19 protein-coding genes, 1 tRNA gene and 1 pseudogene are annotated in these 22069 nt (G+C 59.0%); 8 read left to right on the top strand and 13 right to left on the bottom strand.

The window, feature by feature from the left end; genetic code table 11:
• The first annotated feature begins 20 nt into the window (after nt 1-20).
• Nucleotides 21-263 (top strand): helix-turn-helix domain-containing protein, encoded by a 243-nt coding sequence (locus tag FQ755_RS36105; RefSeq protein WP_144162842.1) that lies wholly within the window; start codon nt 21-23, stop codon nt 261-263.
• Nucleotides 264-321: 58 nt separating this feature from the next.
• On the opposite strand, the gene FQ755_RS36100 is transcribed toward FQ755_RS36105, so the two are convergent.
• Entirely contained in the window at nt 322-996 is a 675-nt protein-coding gene (locus FQ755_RS36100; protein WP_144162840.1) for a recombinase family protein, read from the bottom strand.
• A gap of 216 nt (nt 997-1212) precedes the next feature.
• Here FQ755_RS36100 and FQ755_RS36095 point away from each other — a divergent pair, with 216 nt between their 5' ends.
• Nucleotides 1213-1872: a Shedu anti-phage system protein SduA domain-containing protein gene (locus tag FQ755_RS36095; protein ID WP_144162839.1), complete on the top strand. Its 660-nt coding sequence runs from the start codon at nt 1213-1215 to the stop codon at nt 1870-1872.
• Here the strand turns inward: FQ755_RS36095 and FQ755_RS36090 are convergent.
• The 4 genes from FQ755_RS36090 to FQ755_RS36075 all read right to left on the bottom strand — a co-directional run bounded on the left by FQ755_RS36090 (nt 1869) and on the right by FQ755_RS36075 (nt 6087).
• Nucleotides 1869-2993 carry a protein kinase family protein gene (locus FQ755_RS36090; RefSeq protein ID WP_144162837.1) on the bottom strand — a complete coding sequence of 375 codons (1125 nt, stop codon included), beginning with the start codon at nt 2991-2993 and terminating at the stop codon, nt 1869-1871. The two genes, FQ755_RS36095 and FQ755_RS36090, sit on opposite strands and share 4 nt — an antisense overlap.
• 165 nt (nt 2994-3158) lie before the next feature.
• Nucleotides 3159-3842, bottom strand: coding sequence for an FRG domain-containing protein (locus FQ755_RS36085; protein ID WP_260859042.1), 684 nt, complete (start codon nt 3840-3842; stop codon nt 3159-3161).
• Between the two features lie 1050 nt (nt 3843-4892).
• Complete coding sequence (locus FQ755_RS36080; RefSeq protein WP_144162833.1) at nt 4893-5177, bottom strand: hypothetical protein; 285 nt, start codon at nt 5175-5177, stop codon at nt 4893-4895.
• Nucleotides 5178-5304: 127 nt separating this feature from the next.
• A complete protein-coding gene (locus FQ755_RS36075) occupies nt 5305-6087 on the bottom strand; it encodes a PDZ domain-containing protein (protein WP_144162831.1) in 783 nt (260 codons plus the stop codon).
• 377 nt (nt 6088-6464) lie between these two features.
• Here FQ755_RS36075 and moaC point away from each other — a divergent pair.
• A pseudogene (moaC, locus tag FQ755_RS36070) lies at nt 6465-6557 on the top strand (cyclic pyranopterin monophosphate synthase MoaC); the annotation flags it as partial.
• Nucleotides 6558-6696: 139 nt separating this feature from the next.
• Here the strand turns inward: moaC and FQ755_RS36065 are convergent.
• The 8 genes from FQ755_RS36065 to recA form a co-directional block, all read right to left on the bottom strand.
• The gene (locus tag FQ755_RS36065; RefSeq protein ID WP_144162829.1) at nt 6697-8478 is read right to left on the bottom strand and encodes a PglL family O-oligosaccharyltransferase; all 1782 of its coding nucleotides are present in this window, start codon (nt 8476-8478) and stop codon (nt 6697-6699) included.
• A gap of 155 nt (nt 8479-8633) precedes the next feature.
• A complete protein-coding gene (locus tag FQ755_RS36060) occupies nt 8634-9281 on the bottom strand; it encodes a pilin (protein WP_144162827.1) in 648 nt (215 codons plus the stop codon).
• Nucleotides 9282-9473: 192 nt separating this feature from the next.
• Nucleotides 9474-10214, bottom strand: a complete 741-nt coding sequence (locus FQ755_RS36055) for a TerC family protein (protein WP_144162825.1) — start codon at nt 10212-10214, stop codon at nt 9474-9476.
• A 145-nt stretch (nt 10215-10359) separates the two neighbouring features.
• Nucleotides 10360-11241: a succinate--CoA ligase subunit alpha gene (gene sucD, locus FQ755_RS36050; RefSeq protein WP_144162823.1), complete on the bottom strand. Its 882-nt coding sequence runs from the start codon at nt 11239-11241 to the stop codon at nt 10360-10362.
• Between the two features lie 160 nt (nt 11242-11401).
• Nucleotides 11402-12571, bottom strand: coding sequence for an ADP-forming succinate--CoA ligase subunit beta (sucC, locus tag FQ755_RS36045; RefSeq protein WP_090685102.1), 1170 nt, complete (start codon nt 12569-12571; stop codon nt 11402-11404).
• Complete coding sequence (locus tag FQ755_RS36040) at nt 12568-13308, bottom strand: DUF2889 domain-containing protein (protein WP_144162821.1); 741 nt, start codon at nt 13306-13308, stop codon at nt 12568-12570. The genes sucC and FQ755_RS36040 overlap by 4 nt, the downstream gene beginning before the upstream one ends.
• A gap of 142 nt (nt 13309-13450) precedes the next feature.
• Nucleotides 13451-14314 carry a recombination regulator RecX gene (recX, locus tag FQ755_RS36035; RefSeq protein WP_144162819.1) on the bottom strand — a complete coding sequence of 288 codons (864 nt, stop codon included), beginning with the start codon at nt 14312-14314 and terminating at the stop codon, nt 13451-13453.
• 7 nt (nt 14315-14321) lie between these two features.
• Nucleotides 14322-15398 carry a recombinase RecA gene (gene recA, locus FQ755_RS36030; protein WP_144162817.1) on the bottom strand — a complete coding sequence of 359 codons (1077 nt, stop codon included), beginning with the start codon at nt 15396-15398 and terminating at the stop codon, nt 14322-14324.
• A 231-nt stretch (nt 15399-15629) separates the two neighbouring features.
• Between recA and FQ755_RS36025 the strand changes: the two genes are divergently transcribed.
• From FQ755_RS36025 to FQ755_RS36005, 5 genes are all read left to right on the top strand, one after another.
• Nucleotides 15630-16382, top strand: coding sequence for a response regulator transcription factor (locus tag FQ755_RS36025; protein ID WP_144162815.1), 753 nt, complete (start codon nt 15630-15632; stop codon nt 16380-16382).
• A 9-nt stretch (nt 16383-16391) separates the two neighbouring features.
• Nucleotides 16392-17933, top strand: coding sequence for a sensor histidine kinase (locus tag FQ755_RS36020; protein WP_144162813.1), 1542 nt, complete (start codon nt 16392-16394; stop codon nt 17931-17933).
• 228 nt (nt 17934-18161) lie between these two features.
• On the top strand, nt 18162-19820 hold the full coding sequence (locus FQ755_RS36015) for an MFS transporter (RefSeq protein WP_144162811.1): 1659 nt from the start codon (nt 18162-18164) through the stop codon (nt 19818-19820).
• Between the two features lie 145 nt (nt 19821-19965).
• Nucleotides 19966-20042: transfer RNA gene (locus FQ755_RS36010), tRNA-Met, on the top strand.
• 520 nt (nt 20043-20562) lie between these two features.
• Nucleotides 20563-21795, top strand: coding sequence for an HNH endonuclease (locus FQ755_RS36005; protein WP_144162809.1), 1233 nt, complete (start codon nt 20563-20565; stop codon nt 21793-21795).
• Nucleotides 21796-22069 lie beyond the last annotated feature (274 nt).

Below are 22069 nucleotides of genomic sequence, written 5' to 3'. Positions count from 1 at the left end.
TTGCCCCACACGATGACGGGATGCCAATTAGCACCCGTCAAAGCAAGGCCCCATCCTTAATCGCGCTCGGTGAAGCGATTCGCCGCCACCGCGAAGCCAAAGAACTATCGCAAGAGCAGTTGGCGTTGCTCGCTGACGTTGATCGAAGCTATGTCGGTCGTGTCGAGCGCGGCACCAACAATGCCGCCACGTTGACGCTCAAAAGACTGGCGAACGCACTCGACATAACGCTGGCCGAGTTGATAGCCGAAGCCGGGTTATGAGACAGCCGCCGTTCGCGCGGCTGCTGATCCCAATCCCGCACGGTCTGACGACTGCCGTTCATGCGCCTCGCGACTTGCGACGATCCGACCAGTCAATCAGTGCGCAAGGTGCGCCAGCCGGGTCAAGCTTGCCTTGTTCGACGAAATCGTCACCGACGGCGAGACCCGCACGCACCCGCATGATGGTCTGGCGGCTGGTCTTCATGTCGCGAGCGATCTGGGCGACGGCGATGCCCGCGTTCAACCGATCGATAACGGTCGCACGCTGCGCTTCCGTGAGTGCTGACGGACGCCCGAACGTCTTTCCTTCGGCCTTTGCGCGACGAAGACCAGCCTGAGTTCGTTCAATCAGCAAGTCGCGTTCGAATTCGGCCACGGCGCTAATCGCACCCATCGTCATCTTGCCCGCCGCACTGGTCAGGTCTACTCCGCCTAGCGCGAGACAGTGGACCCGGACTCCGATGGACGCCAACCGTTCGACCGTGGACCGAACATCAATGGCGTTGCGCCCCAACCGGTCGAGCTTCGTCACGATCAGTACGTCACCGTCTTCAAGTCGGTCTACCAGTTTCGCAAACCCTTTACGGTCGAAGGCCGGAACCGACCCGCTGACTGTTTCAGCTATGACGCGTTGCTTTGCTACTGAGAATCCGGCTGCTTCGATTTCTTGTATCTGGTTCTCCGTCGTTTGGTCGGCGGTCGAAACTCGGCAGTAAGCAAAAATTCGTGTCATTGGCACCCTTGAATGTCCGAAATGGGAGTACGAATAGTACCGGGTGTACGAAACGTATACAAGCTATTTTTTGGACATCCAAAAGCTAGGTGTACCGAAACACTCGATTTCGGGCAGCGGTGCACGTGGAAGACCGCCTCGGCGGCTCCGCGGCTTCAGTTAAATCCCCGTTGATCAGGGATACAATCGGGCAAACAACTTCTGCGTGGCAACCACATGAAACTGACTTCAGCAAGGGAAGCCTATGAAACGTGGCGCGCTCGCGACCCGCTGAGAGATTTTTTCAGTCGGTGGGACGATGTGCAGCCGTCCGACGTACAAACACTTCGTCATGCATTGGATTCGGCGACACGCGAAGAAGACATCCAGCAGTTCTTGCAAAAGAATCCTTCGCACCTGATCCAGCATTTAGGCGGCGGCCACGGACGATGGATAATTCCGAAGCAGCGACTTGGCAGCGAGCATGTCACAGACTTCATGATTGCCGATTGCGACTCGATGGGCTTTCATTGGACCGCTGTGGAACTCGAAAGCCCGCTGGCAACTATGTTCACCAAGGCCGGTAACCCTTCTGCAACGCTGAATCACGCCATCCGCCAGATTCGAGACTGGCGCATATGGCTCTCCCACAACCAAAACTACGCGGCGCGAATGCGCAGCGACGATGGGCTTGGCCTTACCGATATCGATGCAGAGGTACCGGGATTAATCCTGATGGGTCGTCGAGCAACCGAATCCGAAGACACCAGACACATGCGCCGCCGAATCAGTCGCGAGTCCAAAATAGAAATTCATACGTTCGACTTCCTACTCGATGCATTGACCGGACGCGTGACGAGCATCGAAGAACGCAGAAACCGGGATGCCGCCATCTAGAACGGAATATCCGAGTCCATTTCATCCGAATATCTCTCAACTGCATCAAGTCTATTTGAAAGATTGGCAATTATGATGTTTTGCTTTTCCCTTGATACGGACCGAAACATATCAATGAATTTTCGCAGATCATCCTCAACCGAAAACCTGGTTTTGGTGCGATATTTCATTGCACCCTTGACGAAGCAAAGAAGCACGACACCCGAATTAGGCACATCCTTCTCAAGCATTACTTTCTTATATGCAGCCTCGAGATTGTTTAGGACGCTGGGTGCATCTGTGTAATATTTTGCACTCGTCTCGATACTAATCATAATCTCACTCATTTTCTGAGAAAATTTCTGATATATTTCGCGCTCGAAATAGCCAAAAGTGGCACCAGAAAAATCGGCCGTCAATACCGAATTTCGGACTTCCGCAAAAGACGATATCCGGTTCTCCGGTTCAATCTTGCACATACTATCAAGCAGATCACCGTGTTTGAATACCTCAATTTTCATGTCGGAAATGATTTTTTCAAACAGCTTTCCCACAAAATACACTTCTGTACGAAAATCGTATATCGAACTCTTAAACTCGGCGGGAAGATCGCACCACCAACTTAAAGACACGCTTTTTTCGAAATCCGATGCCGCATTGGCGCGCTTACCGAAACCGAAGTCAATGATCTTCACAACACCTTTTTCAGTTATCAGAATGTTGTCCTCTCGGATATCCCGATGCAGCACCCCGTTTTCTTCAAGATATGCGAAACCGTTGACCGTTTGCTCGAATATCTGATTAATATCCTCTGGTGAAAACAAGAGATGAGAACCAACATCCGCGCCCTTGACATATTCCATCAAGATGTAACCTAAGTGCTTTTCGGGGTATAGATAGTAGTTGAATACCCGCACTACGTTTGGATGATTGACCTGATGCAAGAGTTTGATTTCTCGCACGAACGCATCGAAAAGCTTCGTAGCTAGCGCTTGCTGGGAAGGCTCATACTTCTTGCAGGCAAAATATTCATTGATCACGCTATCAAAAAGCAACACTGTATTTCCGGTCGCGCCTTGTCCCAGACGCTTCTCAAGCACGAAGTCCTTCTGCCGCAAAAACTTGACTAACTGATTGTCCATACTGGATGGCCCTCGCTCTTACCACTTAATTATCCCCAGATGGGCGGAATACACAGCATCCCTGATGGCGATTGTCAAATCTTTTTCTTCTAATCGAATTTTCGCAAATACCTAACAAAAAGCAACTGGTCGATGCAGCGACCACGGCGGCCTGAACAGAATCGGCTACTTCTCTGCACCGGGCTTCCGCATTCGCGCTGTGCCCGCGTTGACGTGCGCCGACAGGCCATCAAGATCAGGGAACAGGTGCGAACGATCAATGCCGTAGTCTGCCAATAGGTCCAGAATTTCCGCCTTCAATGTCGCGGGAATGTAAAGCTGCATCAGGTTCGTGAATTCGCGACCAAAGCGAGACTGCTTCACGTCAATTTGATGTGAAGCATCGCAGTGGACTGTGAACAACCCTTTCTGGTTGATGACACGCGGAAAGGCAGCTTTCGGAAGATAGCCGAACACGCCGCGCTGCTCCTTCAATGTCTCTCGGGCAACCTCATCCGTCATGATTGCATCGTCCATCTCATACATCCAGACCGCGCCATCCTTGTCAGCATGATCGGAACACGCGAAGTAGCACGCGACTAGCGGATTCATCGACCAATCGAGAAGCCGTGTCGCAAGGCCATGATGCTGCGCTAGCGCCAGTTGTTCGAGATAGCTTGACGACAAGGACGTGTACGCGACAGCTTTCCTACCCCATGCGTTAAACCGTCCGAGGTCCCTATCATGCGGTAGATAAAACTCGGGGCGACCGGCCTTCGGCAGCAAACCCCAACTGGCCTGAGCGTGTCCCCTGAACACGTATCCGAATCCGTCGTGACTTCTGAATCCCCGAAAGACCTTGTGAAGCATATCCACATCGGTCAGATTGATTGTTTGGTGCTGCATACCTATTGTTTGAGTGTTTGATTGGACGCTGACACGATGAACATTCTCGCAGACACCACGTGGGACGCCCGATAACGAGTGAGTTGCGAATCGACACCGATTGACAAAGCCTAACATCCTTGGCATAACACACGCCGCTTGATTCGTCGGATTTTTAGTAGTGAGTCGAGCTTACCCGCCTGTCATGATAGCTGTGTTCTCAGCCAAAGCATCCCCAAGCACCTTCTTCGCTCGACGGTTGATCGTCGGGGCACAGCCGTTCCTACTTGGACTTCAGGTCTGAGCGGTGAACCCGTCCGTCTACAAGCAAGAAAACTGGTTCGTACAACGAACGAGCTAGCGATCATTGCATCTGACGTGGCGCATGAAGGACAGACATGTGGTAGTGGAGTACAAGCGGAACCGGCCGATGACATGAGGTCCGATCAAGACACGTCACGACCGATAGGACTGGACAGGTCGGGAAATCCGAGTTCTCGTTCATCGCACTACCCGTTAATGAACTCGACGGCACGAAGTGGCGGCGATTCACCGAGTCCGAAGGACGAGGGCATCAGACGAAATGTTAACGCCTACGAGCGCAGCGTCGCGGGTAGGCAAGCCTGCATCGATCATTATGGTTATCGATGCTGCGTTTGCGACTTTGACTTCGAGGAAAGGTACGGGGAACGCGGAAAACACTTCGTCCACGTCCACCATCTCGTTCCACTAGCCAGCATCGGTGAGTCCTACGTCCTCGATCCGATCAAAGACCTTCGCCCCATTTGCCCCAACTGCCGTTCGATGATCCACCGGACCGACCCGCCTTGTTCGATAGAGATATTGAAGGGATGCATTAAGTGAATGTGGCCGGCCTTTCCTCAAGATCAGCGATCACACAGTCATTGCATCCGACGTGCCGATAGACGAAATCAACCGTCCAACAGTCGGCCCCGGTTGCTGAACGTCGAGACGGGGCAACGACTTCACAGTCTTCATCGTTTCCAGACTGACCGTAGCTACGCGCTTGATCAACTATTTTAAGACGGCGATCGGCACAGGCTGGTCGTCATCGCCTTCCACTTGAATCTTGTAGCCGCCTGACTGCTGAGATTGAAGTATTATTACATTCGGTGAATACGCATAATGATAGTGGTAATGATACGCGGCTTGCTGAATTACATGCCCATCCATTAGCTTGTAAATCGTTTCACCATCCCATCCGTGAAATTCACCGTCAATCTGCCCTTCGTATGCACCCTGAGCAGCGGCAGAAGCTGATACCACCGAAATTAGTAATGCGGCGACAGGAATTCTCATAATATTTTCCGTTTCGCAAGTTGTACCATCAAGCTGCCGCACTTATTGAGCCTTGATTGCGCAGCCATCAAGCGCGTGGCCTTCGGGTCCACCATTGACGCGAAGGCCGGTGTTCGATAGGTCTAAACTATTGAATCGGATTGAGTTTGATGTCTTTGCTGACCAACTTTCCATCGCGAATGAATTCGACCTTGACTTTCTGTCCTGCGAATTTTTGAAGCAATTGCTGCAACTCGCGCCCATCCGTAACTTCAATCGATCCGACAGATTTCAGAATGTCGCCCTTTAACAAATCAGCATCGTAGGCGGGCGTGTCCTTTTGGACAGCGTTTACCGTCACGCCTTTGTTTGTTTGAAGAATGGCGCGTTGCTGCGGGGTCAAGTCACGTATGTCGATCCCTAGCACAGGATTCGGTTTGGCGCGAATCCAAAAAGTAGCCATCTGGTCATACCGTCGAACCGAGATCGGGACCATTGTTGTCGTGGAACCTGTCATGGTTGTCGTGGCGGTACCGTACCCACCGGAACCATAGAAGTTGGTTGTCGCAGATGCTGTATTGGGTAATGTCAAGGGCACGGCAGTTTGTTCCGCGCCGGAATACTTTTCGTACAGCAGAACTCGTACTGCCTTAACTGCTTCGGCCTGTTGTTTAACTTGATACTCGCGGCCTTCCTTACCGTTGAACGAGGAGTAGCCCAATAGGCGGAAGCCGTCTCCGAACATGGTCTGGTAGTCGGTCTCTGGGTCACTACCGCGTATGATGACAGGTGGGGTATCGCTGACGATAACGCCGGTCGCCTTCGTTATGTCGATTCCGCCTGTCCGGTCGTTGTAATACTGGGCGTATGGATTCGCGCAACCCGCCAGTATGGCTGGAACAAAAGCGCACAGCACCGCACGTTTTAGCATGGTCTTCCCCGTTCGCGTATTTCTTCGCTTGTTGGATGTCTGATGATTCTCACTCGCGGGTGTGAAACCAGCAAGCTATGCCGCAGCGTCTACGCATGCCAGCAACGCCGCCTGAATCTGTTCCAACGGTGTGGCAACATCGCGGGCGTCGAGACAGGCGCTGTGGCGGCGCAGTGTGTCTCCACGCTTCGTCGCATGTCCAAGAGTGCGTCGAATCGCGTAACCTCACGTTCGGCGAATGGTCAGGAATTGTTGTCCAAGTCTTGTCCGAACGCTGTCCAAGTTCATTAACCGATTTGGACAGGATCGAACGCATCGAGCACCGTAAGCCCTTGATTTGTAAGACAATTTGAAGAAGGCTAGGCACGGAAACCAGGATGTGCAAGGCGGTAGATCGCGGCATGACGATCACCGATGTGAAAGTGCTTGAGAAGCACGGCGGGAAGTCGGGAGACTGGGTGGCGGCGTAAGGGCTGTTGCAGCCGCCGCGCCGAACCGCCCTGCCATAGCGGCCGATACCCCCGCCCCTCCTCGTTCCGGTCCATCATCTAACCGTCGCCCGAGGCGGCCGCCGTTAAGGCCGCAAGCCACTTCAGGCGACGATCGCCCTCAGTCGCTATCGTCATCGTCCTGATTGACGTCCTTCGGCGGCGTGCCGTACAGCTTGACCAGCTCCGCCTTGAAGCCCGCAAGACTCTTCTGTTCGTCGCAGAGATCGTACAGATAGCCCTGTTGCGACGGCCAGTCGTTCAGCTCTTCAGCGAAAATCTTCAGACGCGCCACCGTATCGAAGGCGGCATTCGTGTCGCCGCTTAGCGCCTGCAGCACGGCGTAGCGGCGCAGCACCGTCTCGCCCGGCAACAGCGCGAGCGCCTGCTTGTGCATGGCCAGCTTGTGGTCGAGATCCGTCGCGTCCATCGGCAACAGCGTCGCCATGCCGTATTCGCCCCATGCACGGAACAGGTACGACGGATCCGCGGCGTACTGCTCGGCCGGACGGGCGCCGTAGTACAGCACCTCGGCGCGGTTGTAGTCGCGACAGATCGGATACAGCGCCGCCAGCCCACCGAACACGATGACCGCATAGACACCGAACGACACGCGGCCAGCCAGCAGGCGCAACGAGCGTGTTTCGAGCAAGCCGAATATGAACATCGCCGGCAGCAGGAAGAACATGTATTGCTGCGGATACTCGACCAGAGCGTGCATCACCAGCACGCCGATCAGCGCGATGCCGAACACACGCGCGGCTGTCTGCGGCGCCCGAACGGCCCGCACGAGCCACGCCAGCAGACCGAGGACGACGATCGCCACGCCGATCAGCCCGGTCTTGCCCAGCAGATCGATGAAGATGTCGTGCGAATTATTGGCGATCTCGACGCCGCCCAGCCCTCGCACAAGGTCGAACTCAAAGCGCGGAAACTCGCCCCAGCCTACGCCCAGCATCGGGTGCGTCTTGAACATCGTCCAGCCGTATTTCCACAGCGCAAGGCGCGGAGCGATCTGGTTTGCATCTTTGAAGCGATCGGCCGCCGACACGTCCAGACCGAACTGATAGCGCACGTTGGCCCAGCGGACCAGCGCATTGACGACAAAGAACAGCACGCCAAGCGCAATGGGAATCAGCCATTCCCGGTTGCTGCGACGCAGGGCCGGATTGCGGCGAATCTCCGCAAACGCCATCCAGAAACCGGCCACCACGATAACCCCGATCTGCAGCCACGGACCGCGCGAAACCGTCAGAGCCAGCCCGGTCGAAAAGATCACCGAAAAGAGCGCCCATGCGATCACCGGCAGACGCCGCGTCTGCGCGAGGAACATGGCCCCCGCCGTGGCGAAAGCGATATAGGTGGCAAGGTGATTGGCCTGCGCCATGTTGCCGAACGGTCGCCGCTCGAACGTGACGTTGTAGGCCACCACCAGCGGCGTCACCTTCGTCTCCAGGTGAAATAGCTGGATCACCTGGCAGAACACCGCGAACAGGCCGCCGATGATGAAAGCCACCGCCGCCCAGCGCAGCACCGTTTCGGTCATCTTGGCGCGGCTGAACGCGTAGCCGGTGTGGGTCGCCATGAACGCGGCCAGCAGATAGCCGCTGCCGAGCCAGTTCATCGACGGCTGCGCGACCGGCAGCACGAACGTCTGCGCAATCAGCACGAGTCCGAACAGCAGTGGCACCAGCGAAACCGTGGGCGACGCGAACGGGACATTCGCGCGCTCAGTCCAGACCAGCAGCACCACGGCGGCGGCGGTCAGGACGTGCAGCGTCAGCGCCGTGAATTCCGCGTAAAACGTCGGGATCGGATACGTGTGATTGACTACGGCGTAAGGCAAGATCAACGCACAAGCCAGCAGTACCAGTGATAAATAGCGCGCAAATGGGGTGGGCATGAGTAACCGGGGGCGTCAGCAACCGGCGCACTATACAAAAAAATCCTCCCCCTGTGCGCCGGACAGCCTCAAATATCGCTAAATCAGCCGGTTACGACGGTCTCACGGCATTCTCTGCGCGCATTTCGGCATTGACTGCAGCATTGACTGCGGCATTAACCGCGGCATTCCGGCGGCGCCAGATTGGACGGCAAGGTCGGCGCATCGACCGGTGCGGGTCCGGCTCCGGGCGCGGGCAAGGATGAAGCGGTCTTACCGGCGACAAAACACTCCCACGTCACCGCGCCCGGTTGGGACGTGCCTTTGACCAGCGCGATTCGCGCGGTTGGCGTGTCGGCGTTGTCGGGCACCGACGGCACCAGCACCAGCGTGTTGGAGCCGGCGGGCGCGACCCGCGTCGTGAAGGCGATGGTGATCTGGCCGTTGTCGTCGTCGACATGTACCGATTCGACGTTGCGGGTGCCCGGCGGCGACGCATAACCGCCGCCGAGCGCGCTGCCGCTGGCGGCGTTTTCGGCCACCGCGATTCGGGCCGACGCCGCGAGCGACAAGCCCTCGCCCACCCGGCTACGGGCCAGATAGTCCTGGTAAGCGGGAATCGCATACGCGGCGATCACGCCGACAATCGCCAGCACAATCATCAGTTCGATCAGCGTGAAGCCGAGCTTGCGGCTCACACCAGCGATGCGCGCAATGCGGGCCGGCCATGGCGCGCTGGACTCGGAGATGGGCGCGCCAGCGGCGGGGTCGTCGCGCTGCAGCAGCACGCAGCAAAAGGAAGAGGAGAAAAGGGTAACGGTCATCGGCAGGCTCCTGAAACGAAAAACGCCTGCCCCGTGAATCGGAACAGGCGCGTTGATCGTATCGAGCCAAGCGGCTCCGCGACAGTCAGCCGAATGGCTAACGTGAGAGCTTCCGCCGCCCGTGCGCCGCCCTTGCGCCACCCTTGCGCCGCCCTTCTGGCGCCGGTCACCGCAGCGGTCGCGCCGCTTCCGTCAGTGCGAGGAAGGCGGCGGCGAACCCGGCGGCACCTGCCCGGCAGCCCGGCTCGCATTGCGGCGCTTAAGCGCGTAGCCGAGTAACACCACGAAGAGCGCGCCCGCGATACTCATGCCGTACTCGGCTACCGGCGAGTCGAGGATAGGCCAGCGGTCGCCGGCCGGGTCATTGACGATCAGGCCGCCGGCAATCCAGCCCAGCAGCGCCGCCCCCAACGTGATGACGATGGGAAAGCGGTCCAGCAGTTTCAGCACCAACTGGCTGCCCCACACGATCAGCGGGATGCTCACCAGCAACCCGAAGATCACGAGCGCGAGGCGGTGGCCGGGATCGGCCGCTTCGGCGGCGCCGGCAATCGCGATCACGTTGTCGAGGCTCATCACCGCGTCGGCGACGATGATGGTCTTGATGGCGGCAATCAGTTTGTCGGCGGGTTTCACGTGCTCGTGGGCGTCATGAGCGGGCGCCATCAGCCGCACGCCGATCCACAGCAGCAGCAGGCCGCCGGCAAATTTCAGCAGCGGCACATCGAGCAGCACCACCGCGAATGCGATCAGCGCGACGCGCAGCAGAATGGCCCCGGCTGTTCCCCACAGCACGCCCCTCACCCGCTGCGCAGGCGGCAGGTTGCGGCAGGCGAGCGCGATCACCACCGCGTTGTCGCCACCCAGCAGGATGTCGATTACGATGATCTGGATGACGGCGCCCCAATGGAGCGTGGCGAAGAACTCGAGCATGGACGGTCAGGGAAAGAAGGCAAATCACGCAGCCCAATAAAAAAGCGAGGGAGCAATGCTCGCTCCCTCGCTTTAAGACTGCACTCTCACGAAAGGATTTCGTAAGAGTATCAAAAATAGGCCGGGCTGGCCGGCCTATTTCAACTTACAGCATCGCCTTCAGAAGACGCGCCATTTCCGACGGGTTCTTCGTGACCTTGATACCGCATGCTTCCATGATTTCCAGCTTGGCTTCAGCCGTATCGGCGCCGCCCGAGATCAGCGCGCCGGCGTGACCCATGCGCTTGCCGGCCGGAGCCGTGACACCCGCGATGAAGCCAACCACCGGCTTCTTCATGTTGCCCTTGATCCACTCGGCAGCATTCGCTTCGTCCGGACCACCGATTTCGCCGATCATGATGACGGCGTCCGTTTCCGGATCGTCGTTGAACATCTTCATGACGTCGATGTGCTTCAGACCGTTGATCGGGTCGCCGCCAATGCCGACTGCCGACGATTGGCCGAGGCCGATTGCCGTCAACTGGCCGACTGCTTCATACGTCAGCGTGCCCGAACGCGACACGACGCCGATGCGGCCCTTGCGGTGGATGTGACCCGGCATGATGCCGATCTTCAGTTCGTCCGGCGTGATCGTGCCCGGGCAGTTCGGTCCGAGCAGCAGCGTCTTGCTGTTCTTTGCGCGCATGCGTGCCTTGAGCTCGATCATGTCACGGACAGGAATGCCTTCCGTGATACAGATGGCGAGATCCAGTTCGGCTTCGACCGCTTCCCAGATTGCAGCAGCAGCGCCTGCCGGCGGAACGTAGATGACCGAAACGGTTGCGCCCGTTTCAGCCTTCGCTTCCGCGACGCTTGCGTAAATAGGAATGCCTTCGAAATCTTCGCCGGCCTTCTTCGGGTTCACGCCGGCGACGAATGCTTCGCGGCCGTTTGCGTATTCACGGCAAGCACGCGTGTGGAACTGACCGGTCTTGCCGGTGATGCCCTGCGTGATGACCTTCGTGTCTTTGTTGATCAGAATCGACATGTATTGACCTCTGTTCGTTTGGCGTCGCGCCGTTGCGCCGCGAGGCGGGATGTTCTCTGCCCGCCTCGCTCACGCGCCGCCATTCGTAATCCTGGTTAATCCTGGTGAACCTGCCCGGCAACCCCGCCCGGCAGGCACCGCCAGAGACGCCCGGCCTGGCTTACGCCTTGCCCGCAGCGGCCGCGACGACCTTCTGAGCCGCTTCTTCCATGCTGTCTGCCGCGATGATCGGCAGGCCGGATTCAGCCAGCATCTTCTTGCCCAGGTCTTCGTTCGTGCCCTTCATGCGGACCACGAGCGGCACCTTCAGCGAGACAGCCTTCGAAGCTGCAATCACGCCTTCCGCGATCACGTCGCAGCGCATGATGCCGCCGAAAATGTTGACCAGAATGGCCGTCAGATTCGGGTTCTTCAGCATGATCTTGAACGCTTCCGTGACCTTCTCGGTCGTGGCGCCACCGCCCACGTCGAGGAAGTTCGCCGGTTCGCCGCCGAACAGCTTGATGGTGTCCATCGTTGCCATTGCGAGGCCGGCGCCGTTCACGAGGCAGCCGATGTTGCCGTCGAGCGAGATGTAGGCGAGGTCGAACTTCGAGGCTTCGACTTCAGCCGGATCTTCTTCGTCCAGATCGCGATACGCGACGATTTCCGGATGACGGAACAGGGCGTTCGAGTCGAAGTTGAACTTGGCGTCCAGCGCGATGACCTTGCCGTCGCCGGTCAGGATCAGCGGGTTGATTTCTGCGAGCGACGCGTCCGTTTCCCAGAATGCCTTGTACAGGCCTTGCAGGATCGCGCGAGCTTGCGGCAGCGAAGCGGCGGGAACGCCGATCTTCGTAGCCAGTTCGTCTGCTTCCGCATCCTTCAGACCGGTCGACGGGTCGACGGCGATCTTGTGGATCAGCTCAGGCGTCTTTTCCGCGACTTCTTCGACGTCCATGCCGCCTTCGCTCGAAGCCATCACGACGACCTTCTGCGAGACGCGATCGATCACGAGGCCGACATACAGTTCCTTCTTGATGTCAGCGCCTTCTTCGATCAGCAGGCGGTTCACCTTCTGGCCTTCCGGGCCAGTCTGGTGCGTGACGAGCTGCATGCCGAGGATCTGGTTCGAAAATTCACGAACCTGCTCCAGCGACTTGGCAACCTTCACGCCGCCACCCTTGCCACGGCCACCCGCGTGGATCTGAGCCTTCACGACCCATACCGGGCCGCCGAGCTCTTCAGCGGCCTTGACCGCGTCATCCACCGAGAAGACCGGCTTGCCGCGCGGTACCGCGACGCCGAATTTCCGCAGGATTTCCTTACCCTGGTACTCGTGAATCTTCATGCGTGATTCCCTTCAGTCTGAGAGTTGGATTGAACTTCGTTTCCGCTGCTGTCGTTCAAACGGGACGTGCCAGCGCCGTTGCCGGCGGGCTGGCGTGTTTGTTCGCCTGCTGTATCCGCACGTTCCGCTGAACGCGGCGCGTGGCCATACCAGCGCGGATAAAACTGTCGCACCGCCTCGCCGTCGAATCGCAGCGCGTGGCAGCGACCCAGCTGGAATGGCGGTTTGTCGTTTGAGTGTTCGCCCGAGGCTTGAGGTGAAGCGTCTCCTGAACCCGCTTCGTGCGGCGGCTTGCCGCCATTCGTGTTCCACACTTCACCGGCGAACGCCTGAATGGCGGCCGTGGGAAGGAAAGCGCACAACTCGGTGAGATGCGTGCAACCTGCCGTGCCTCCCAGCAAACGGGCGACTTCGCGGCGGAAGTTGTTGAACAGATTGAGCCCGATGAGGGCACGATAGGCGGGATTGGTGGCTTCGCAGAGACCGGGATAGGGCACCCAGTCGGACGACGCTTGCGCGTCGACAACATTGAGCTTGCGATCGATCGTAATGCGGAGCCAGAGTTCATGGATCGGCTGACCGTTGGGCCGGACGCCCGACGCAAGCACCACGTCACGTGGTTTTTGGTCGGTTAGACACGCCTCTATGTCCCACAGGCCGTCCTCGCGCTCGTAGGCTTCCGCACGAATTGCGCGACGATGGCGCAATTGACGGGAGACGGGCGGGGAAAGCGGCATGCGGAAGGAAAAGGCCGAATAGGAAAACCCCTAGATTTTAGCATACCGGGTATTTGAGACAGGTTGGATTGTGCATAGCACCAATCCAGGGCGCGTGGATGCGGTGTGATGTCGCGCCGGCGACGGCTTTTGAGACGGGCCGTCAGTCGTCGGTCAACTCGTCCTCGATCCCCTTGAGGATCTTGCCGATCGTCGCGCCCGAAAAGCCGCGCGAGGCCAGAAAACGGGCCTGCCGGGCGCGTTCTGCCTGGGATTCGGGCAATTGGCCATATTTCTTGCGCCAGACGGCTTGGGCGCGGGCCAGTTCGGTCTCGCGCAACTGGGCACTCGCCTCTTCGATCAGCGTCTGGCCGACCGCGTGCCGCTTCAACTCCCCGACGATCCGGTTGGAACCAAGACGCGACGAGCGGCGGTGGACGAGGCTTTCAGCGAAACGCGAGTCGGACAGCCAGTTCTCGCTTTCGAGCGCGTCCAGCAACGTCTCCAGCGAGTCGCTCTCTTCGACGAAAGGCGTCAGCTTGCGCGAGAGTTCGGCGCGGCTATATTCGCGGCGGGACAAATAGCCTAGCGCGCGGCCTTTCAGCGTCCGGGCGGGCCGTTGGGACTTTTTGGCGTCGTCGTCAGCGGGGCGGGCTTCGCCGGGCGTGCGGCGCGAGCGGCTATAGGTGGTTTCTGTGGAGGCGGCAACCGGAGAGTCGGCCGCATCGCCGAAATCTGCCGGATCGGAACTGCTGAGACTACGGGAACTGCTGGAATTGCCTGGCCTGCTGAAACCGCTGGAACGACCAGAACTGCCTCGAAACGACGACGCACGAGCCGCCGGCTTGCCAGGCGACGACGTGCGGGACGTCGATGTACGAGTCGTCGACCCGCGGCCGGTGGCCTGATCGTGCGCGTCGAAGGATTCGAACGGGTCGAACGAATCCGGCGAGTCAGATGAGTCGTCGTCACGCGGGCCGTCCGCATCACGTCCTGTTTGGGATACAGGCCGGCCCTTGCGTATCACGCGACGATTACTCCTCTTCGCCCGCGACTTCCGCGCTTGCGCCCACAGCAGCTTCCGCCATTGCGTTCACGCCCAGCGATTCGCGGATGCGGTTTTCGATTTCGCGTGCGATCTCGGGATTTTCACGCAGGAATTCACGTGCGTTATCTTTACCCTGACCGATCCGGTCGCCGTTGTAGCTGTACCAGGCGCCGGCCTTGTCGACGATCTTCGCGGACACGCCCAGGTCGATCACTTCACCCTGGCGCGAAATGCCTTCGCCGTACAGGATATCGAAAATCGCCTCGCGGAATGGCGGCGAGACCTTGTTCTTGACGACCTTCACACGCGTTTCGTTGCCGATCACTTCGTCGTTCTTCTTGATCGAACCGATACGGCGAATGTCCAGACGCACCGACGCGTAGAACTTCAGCGCGTTACCACCCGTGGTGGTTTCCGGGTTGCCGAACATCACGCCAATCTTCATACGGATCTGGTTAATGAAGATGACGAGGCAGTTCGTCCGCTTGATCGTGCCGGTGAGCTTACGCAGCGCCTGCGACATCAGACGCGCCTGCAGGCCCGGCAGCGAGTCGCCCATTTCGCCTTCGATTTCAGCCTTCGGCACGAGAGCCGCGACCGAGTCGATCACGATCATGTCGATGGAACCCGAACGCACCAGCGCGTCGCAGATTTCCAGCGCCTGTTCGCCCGTGTCCGGCTGCGAAACCAGCAGATCGTTCACGTTCACGCCGAGCTTGCCGGCGTATTGAATGTCCAACGCGTGTTCCGCGTCGATAAACGCTGCGGTGCCGCCGAGCTTTTGCATTTCGGCGATGACCTGCAGCGTCAGCGTGGTTTTACCCGACGATTCCGGCCCGTAGATTTCGACCACCCGGCCACGCGGCAAACCGCCGACGCCCAGTGCGATGTCAAGACCCAGCGATCCCGTTGAGACCACCTGGATATCTTCGACTACCTCACCCGCGCCGAGCCGCATGACCGACCCTTTGCCGAACTGTTTTTCAATCTGCGCGAGCGCGGCAGCCAATGCTTTGCTCTTTTCAGCAGTCAGTCCAGCCGAGCCTTTCTTGCTTTCTTCCATGAATCGTCCTTTGCTATGATGAACGGCGTCTGAGGCAGATGTGCAGCCCATTCATCACGGACAGCACGCTAAACGCAGACACTGTATAAAAAAACAGTAGTTTTGGCAAGCACGATTCGCAGGTGTTGCTATTTGTGTGCGATCAAAGTGCGCCAAACTACCCACAAAAATCATTGGAGACCGCTGCGCGCCGGGCGTACCACGGTGCCGGCAAGGCCAGACTGGCGCATCATGCGAATTCTCATTGCCGAAGACGACAGCATACTCGCGGATGGTCTCGTTCGATCACTCCGCCAATCGGCATACGCCGTTGATCACGTGAAGAACGGCGGCGAGGCAGATACCGCCTTGTCGATGCAAACTTTCGACCTGCTGATCCTCGATCTCGGCCTGCCGCGCATGTCCGGGCTCGAGGTGCTGCGGCGTCTGCGGGCGCGCAATTCGAACCTGCCGGTGCTGATCCTGACTGCCTCCGACAGCGTGGACGAGCGCGTCAAAGGGCTCGACCTCGGCGCCGACGACTATATGGCGAAGCCCTTCGCCCTCAACGAACTCGAAGCCCGCGTGCGGGCGCTGACCCGCCGCGGCGCGGGCGGCGGCCCGACGGTGGTGCGGCACGGCTCGCTGTCGTTCGATCAGGTCGGGCGAATTGCCTATATCAACGAGCAGGTGATCGAGTTGTCCGCGCGTGAACTGGGGCTGCTGGAAGTGCTGCTGCAGCGGATTGGCCGGCTGGTGTCGAAGGAACAACTGGTCGACCACCTGTGCGAATGGGGCGAAGAGGTCAGCAACAACGCCATCGAAGTCTATGTGCACCGGCTGCGCAAGAAGATCGAGCCGAGCGGCGTGCGCATTCTCACCGTGCGCGGCCTCGGCTACTGCCTGGAAAAGGCCACCCCAGCCACCCCGGCCACCTCGGCCGCAGTGGCCTCGCCCACGTCGCCTGCATCCGCCGCGATGCCCGCGAGCCACCACTTCAAATAGAGACCGCTCATGTCCGCACGCGTAGAGCGCGCCACGGCGCAGGCGGCGGATCTCGACGACGAGGCGCGCGACGCCCGCTACGCCAACCCGTTCGCCCCGCCCGACGAAACCGAAGCCGCCGCCGAAGCCCGGCCGCGTTCGCTGTTCGGCGAAATCCTCGACTGGATGCTGGCGCCGTTGCTGTTGCTATGGCCGATGAGCATTGCGGTCACGTATCTGGTGGCCAAATCGATCGCCAACGGCCCGTTCGACCGCGCGCTCGAAACCGACGCCTATGTGCTGGCGCGGCAGATTCATCCGGTGAACGGCGTCGCCGAACTCTCGCTGCCCGAGGCGACGCGCGATTTCCTCAGCGCCGACAACATCGACAAGGTGTTCTACCAGGTGCTCGGCACGCGCGGCGAGCTGGTCGGCGGCGACCGCGACATGCCGCTGCCGCACGAGGAAGACCGGCCGCCGCCGGGCCTCGTCGAATTCCGCGACGACGTGCTGCGCGGCAACGACATCCGCGTCGCCTACACGACGGTCGAGTTTCCGCAGACGCCGGGCGCGCTGCCGGTGCTGGTGCAGGTCGGCGAGACGCTCGACAAGCGCAGCCAGCTTGCCAACGACATCATCAAAGGCGTGATCCTGCCGCAGTTCGTGATCCTGCCGCTGGCGATCGTGCTGGTGTGGTTCGGGCTCTCACGCGGGCTCGCGCCCTTGCACGCGCTGCAGGCGCACATCCGCGCGCGACGCCCCGACGACCTCTCGCCTCTCGAAGCCCGCCGCGCCCCGCCGGAGATCGAACCGCTGGTAACGTCGTTCAATGACCTGCTAACGCGCCTCGAACAGAACATGGAGTTGCAAAAACGCTTTATCGCCGATGCGGCTCATCAGATGAAAACGCCGCTTGCCGGCCTGCGCACCCAGGCAGAACTGGCGCTGCGGCAGGACGCCTCGGCGGAAGTGCACCGCTCGCTCGAACAGATCGCCACGAGCTCCGAGCACGCGGCGCGGCTCGTCACGCAATTGCTGGCGTTGGCGCGTGCGGAAAACCGCCTGTCGGGGCAGATTTTCGCGCCGGTCGAGATCACCGAGGTGGCGCGCAATGCAGTGCGCGACTGGGTGCAAGCGGCCTTGGCCAAGCAAATGGATCTGGGCTACGAGGGACCGGAGGGCGCCGTGGAAATCGACGGCAGTCTGCTGATGCTGCGTGAGATGCTGTCCAACCTGATCGACAACGCCATCCGCTACACCCCGCCCGGCGGCCGCATCACCGTGCGGGTGCGGCCCGACACGGCGACCCGCCAGGTCCATCTGGAAGTGGAGGACACCGGTCTCGGGATTCCGGTTGCGGAGCGGGCGCGCGTCGTCGAACGTTTTTATCGCATCCTTGGCCGCGAAGGCGACGGCAGCGGGCTAGGACTAGCCATTGTCCGCGAGATCACCACCATGCACGGCGGGGCCTTGTCGATTGAGGACAATGTCTATCAAGCTGAGCCGAGACTGGCCGGCACGTTGGTACGCGTCAGCTTGAGGGCGCGTGAAACGGCACGGGACTTACCCTAAGTGGCGGCATTTTCAAACAACCAAATCAGAAAAATGCCTGCATATTGACGCTCAATTAACCGAACAAGAACAGCCATTAAAAGATAAAGGCCGCATCTCACCTCGCCAAATCAGCCCGCCATTTTTGAGACACAACGTCAGTAGGCCGTAAGTTTCCGCTCCAATAATCCAACTCACGGGAACGCCTGCGGGCGAGCCGCGTGCATATCAAAAAATTGGAGACGACATATGGCAACCGTTGGCGGGCAAATCTCCCACGTGCCGATGACGCACGAAGAAAAGCGGGTGATCTTCGCATCATCGCTGGGCACTGTTTTCGAGTGGTACGACTTCTACCTGGCCGGCTCGCTGGCGGTCTACATCAGCAAGAGCTTCTTTTCCGGCGTCAATCCCACCGCGGCTTTCATCTTCACGCTGCTCAGCTTCGCGGCGGGCTTCGCCGTGCGGCCGTTCGGCGCGATCGTGTTCGGGCGGCTCGGTGATATGGTCGGGCGCAAGTACACGTTCCTGATCACCATTGTGATCATGGGCCTGTCGACTTTCCTGGTGGGCTTTTTGCCGGGATATGCGGCTATCGGCATGGCTTCACCCGTCATCTTCATTGCAATGCGCATGTTGCAGGGCCTGGCGCTGGGCGGCGAGTACGGCGGCGCGGCGACCTACGTGGCAGAACACGCACCGGCAGGCCGGCGCGGCTTTTACACCGCGTGGATCCAGACGACGGCCACGCTCGGCCTGTTCCTCTCGCTGCTCGTGATTCTCGGCGTGCGGACCTCGATCGGCGAGGACGCATTCGGTGTCTGGGGATGGCGCGTGCCGTTCATCGCGTCGATCATCCTGCTGGCCGTTTCGGTGTGGATTCGCATGCAACTGCATGAATCGCCGGTGTTCGAGCGCATCAAGGCCGAGGGCAAGACTTCCAAAGCGCCGCTGACCGAAGCATTCGGCCAATGGAAAAATCTGAAGATCGTGATTCTCGCGCTGATCGGGCTGACCGCCGGCCAAGCCGTAGTCTGGTACACGGGGCAGTTCTACACGCTGTTCTTCCTGACGCAGACGCTCAAGGTGGCCGGCTCGACCGCCAACATCCTGGTGGCGCTGGCGCTTCTGATCGGCACGCCGTTCTTTCTGTTTTTCGGCTCGCTGTCGGACCGCATCGGCCGCAAGCCGATCATCATGGCCGGCCTGCTGATCGCCGCGCTGACGTATTTCCCGCTGTTCAAGGCGCTCACGCACTTCACCAACCCGGCGCTCGAGGCCGCGACGCAAAAGTCGCCGATCGTAGTGATCGCCAATCCGGATGAATGCTCGTTCCAGTTCAATCCGGTCGGTACGTCGAAGTTCACGTCATCTTGCGATATCGCCAAGAGCGCGCTGTCGAAGGCCGGCTTGAATTACGACAACGTCGCGGCGCCGGCGGGCACTCTGGCGCAGATCAAGGTAGGCGATGCGGTGGTCAACACTTACGACGGCAAGGCGGCGGACGCCAAGGCGCAGGGCAAGGCCTTCGACGAGACGCTCGGCTCGACGCTCAAGACCGCCGGCTATCCGGCCAAGGCCGATCCGTCGCAGATCAACTGGCCGATGAGCGTGGTGATCCTGACCATCATGATGATCTACGTGACGATGGTCTACGGGCCGATCGCGGCGATGCTGGTGGAGATGTTCCCGACGCGGATCCGCTATACGTCGATGTCGCTGCCGTATCACATCGGCAATGGCTGGTTCGGCGGGTTCCTGCCGGCGACAGCATTCGCGATCGTGGCGGCCAAGGGCAATATCTACTCGGGGCTGTGGTATCCGATTGTGATCGCGGTCATCACGCTGGTGATCGGCGTGCTGTTCGTCAAGGAGACGAAGGATTCGGATATTTATGCGAAGGATTGATCGAGGGAGGAGCGCGGCCCTCGGCCTCTTGCCTGGGCCTGACCATGGTTCGGGCTGGGTTCGAGGCTGAGGCTGGGCGTGAAAATGTTGGGCGGCAGGGGTTGACAGCTCGCGCCGCCATCTTCATAATCTCGCTTCTTCTTTAGGCGAATTAGCTCAGCCGGTTAGAGCGACGGAATCATAATCCGCAGGTCCGGGGTTCGAATCCCTGATTCGCCACCAGTATTATCAAAGGGTTACAGGTCATTGGCTTGTAACCCTTTATCCGCTTACGACTTCATGTAGGCACCCTGTAGGCATTTTGGGTCAGTGTCAAGCCATGTCAATCCATGCGTCGATCCCGGCGCTCGGTAGCGTGCCATACGTTTTCCGGTGGCCCTGACGCAGTTTCGGCCATGGAAAGCTGGCAGTCTCAATTCATGAGAGCAGAGCGGTGCAATTGAATTCCGGCTGAAGCGATCTGCTTGGGCGACAGCTGCAAACGCGTGCATGACCAAGATCGGATGCCTTCCAGATAGTTTCTGTCCTAACATTCGCGCATTTTTTGATACCGCCTATAGACATCAAGGAGGTTGTTTGTCTCCAGCCTCGTGGGCGTTGTAGCCTTTCTTTCAATTGCCAGGATGTGAGCCTCTTCTCGCGCTCATCTGCCCAGCATCGACGTCGCGCTGCTTTCGCCCAGCAGAACTATTGCCCAAGCCGCTTACACTTTCCGCGATACCAAAAACTGCAGAGGCGCTCCATGACCAAATATCAGCCACTTGCAGAACACTTAGCAGTGCAACCCGCCAGTGAAGTGACACTCTCGTTTGCCGATGTAGAAAGAATAATCGGCGAGGAACTACCACCGACCGCTGACCAGTTCAAGCCATTCTGGGCAAACTCGCGCACTAAGGATGGTCATCCGGGGCGATTCTGGATGGAGCGAGGCTGGCGGCAGGTAAAACTGGACCTAGCCAATCGACTCGTCACATTCAGGCGATCAACTGCTCGTCCAACAGAATCACTGAGCAGCCTTGAGCCAGTATCCAAAGACACGCTTTACGATCTGCTACATGAAGCGGGCGTGTCGATTGATGGTTGGAATGAAGAATTTAAGTCGAATCCTAACTTCTGCTACGAGTGGTGTTTCGGATCGGTGACCGAGGGCTTCGTCCTTTGCCTCTGGTACAGCGAATTCAAAATCGACGAAGACGGTTGGATTTACTTTGACCGTAATGCCCGTGCTGGGAAAGAGGAACGGGCCCGAATAGCCAACAATGCCGCGCTGGATACAAATGTGCGCACTCGGGCAAAGACTCAGGCGCAGCGTGCAGCGGCATTGGACGTCGCCATCCGGGAGTCTTACGAGCGGCGACTTCCGGTGCGGGTGATTGTTGGAGCGGGAAAGCGGCCTGAGGGCGAAGAGCGGGCCGAACGCGCAGCGAAGGTTGAAAAGCGTTATCTGGATGGCCAGGAGTGGTACGTTCACTCTTACGATTTTTCCAGCGGCGCGTGCATGATCGTGCGCGGGATCGAAAAGTCCGTCGATAGCAACGTTGATCAAACCGATGAAGACGCTGGCCCTTATGACGAGGTGCAGAACCGCGCCATAAAGACACGTCGTGGTCAGGCGAAATTCCGGCGCGCGCTTTTGGACGCGTATCGAACGCGGTGTGCCGTCACAGGCTCACGGATTGAGGAGCTTCTGGAAGCAGCACACATCGTCCCCCACTCGCTGGTCACGGACTACAACGTGCGCAATGGGCTGCTATTCAGAGCAGACATTCACACGTTGTTTGACCTCTATCTGCTGTCCGTCGACTCACGATCTATCGTCCATGTCGCACCACAACTCCGACTGACTGACTATGGGAAGTACGATGGCAAGTCGTTAGCGGTCGTACCGGATCGCTTCACGGATGCTCCTGCCGCAGACGCGCTCGAGAAGCACTACTCGAAGTATCTAGAGATGCAGCGGCAGAAAAGGCGGTGACTTCGCAACTGAGCGTTCGACTGGATCAAACTTGTCGCAGCGAAAGCACTCAGCCGAGGAAATCCATCACCATTCGATTTAATTCCGCTTCCCAGTTCGGCACCGGGTTGAACGCAGAAACCTGATCGGGGAAATGCATCGTGAAGGAGGTAAGCGGCTCGGCTGGGCCGTGTCCTCACGCGCGCGCGAGCAAGGCATGATGGTGATGGCGTGTTGGAGTCCGTGTAGATCAAGGGAGATCGTGTCCACGATCGGCGATCGTGGACACGATCTA

Source organism: Paraburkholderia sp. BCC1885 (assembly GCF_900996235.1).
GTDB lineage: Bacteria > Pseudomonadota > Gammaproteobacteria > Burkholderiales > Burkholderiaceae > Paraburkholderia.
The sequence above is the reverse complement of the archived record's forward strand: the minus strand, read 5'-3'. Positions and strand labels throughout refer to the sequence as shown.

Excerpts from the sequence above, each read along its gene's own strand:
- FQ755_RS36095 (WP_144162839.1), top strand. The coding sequence starts at position 1,213 with ATGAAACTGACTTCAGCAAGGGAAGCCTATGAAACGTGGCGCGCTCGC.
- FQ755_RS36040 (WP_144162821.1), bottom strand. The coding sequence starts at position 13,308 with ATGCCGCTTTCCCCGCCCGTCTCCCGTCAATTGCGCCATCGTCGCGCA.
- FQ755_RS36060 (WP_144162827.1), bottom strand. The coding sequence starts at position 9,281 with ATGACCGTTACCCTTTTCTCCTCTTCCTTTTGCTGCGTGCTGCTGCAG.
- FQ755_RS36015 (WP_144162811.1), top strand. The coding sequence starts at position 18,162 with ATGGCAACCGTTGGCGGGCAAATCTCCCACGTGCCGATGACGCACGAA.
- FQ755_RS36085 (WP_260859042.1), bottom strand. The coding sequence starts at position 3,842 with ATGCTTCACAAGGTCTTTCGGGGATTCAGAAGTCACGACGGATTCGGA.
- recA (WP_144162817.1), bottom strand. The coding sequence starts at position 15,398 with ATGGAAGAAAGCAAGAAAGGCTCGGCTGGACTGACTGCTGAAAAGAGC.
- FQ755_RS36075 (WP_144162831.1), bottom strand. The coding sequence starts at position 6,087 with ATGCTAAAACGTGCGGTGCTGTGCGCTTTTGTTCCAGCCATACTGGCG.
- FQ755_RS36005 (WP_144162809.1), top strand. The coding sequence starts at position 20,563 with ATGACCAAATATCAGCCACTTGCAGAACACTTAGCAGTGCAACCCGCC.
- FQ755_RS36025 (WP_144162815.1), top strand. The coding sequence starts at position 15,630 with ATGCGAATTCTCATTGCCGAAGACGACAGCATACTCGCGGATGGTCTC.
- FQ755_RS36080 (WP_144162833.1), bottom strand. The coding sequence starts at position 5,177 with ATGAGAATTCCTGTCGCCGCATTACTAATTTCGGTGGTATCAGCTTCT.
- FQ755_RS36055 (WP_144162825.1), bottom strand. The coding sequence starts at position 10,214 with ATGCTCGAGTTCTTCGCCACGCTCCATTGGGGCGCCGTCATCCAGATC.
- FQ755_RS36100 (WP_144162840.1), bottom strand. The coding sequence starts at position 996 with ATGACACGAATTTTTGCTTACTGCCGAGTTTCGACCGCCGACCAAACG.
- sucD (WP_144162823.1), bottom strand. The coding sequence starts at position 11,241 with ATGTCGATTCTGATCAACAAAGACACGAAGGTCATCACGCAGGGCATC.
- FQ755_RS36090 (WP_144162837.1), bottom strand. The coding sequence starts at position 2,993 with ATGGACAATCAGTTAGTCAAGTTTTTGCGGCAGAAGGACTTCGTGCTT.
- FQ755_RS36105 (WP_144162842.1), top strand. The coding sequence starts at position 21 with ATGCCAATTAGCACCCGTCAAAGCAAGGCCCCATCCTTAATCGCGCTC.
- FQ755_RS36065 (WP_144162829.1), bottom strand. The coding sequence starts at position 8,478 with ATGCCCACCCCATTTGCGCGCTATTTATCACTGGTACTGCTGGCTTGT.
- sucC (WP_090685102.1), bottom strand. The coding sequence starts at position 12,571 with ATGAAGATTCACGAGTACCAGGGTAAGGAAATCCTGCGGAAATTCGGC.
- FQ755_RS36020 (WP_144162813.1), top strand. The coding sequence starts at position 16,392 with ATGTCCGCACGCGTAGAGCGCGCCACGGCGCAGGCGGCGGATCTCGAC.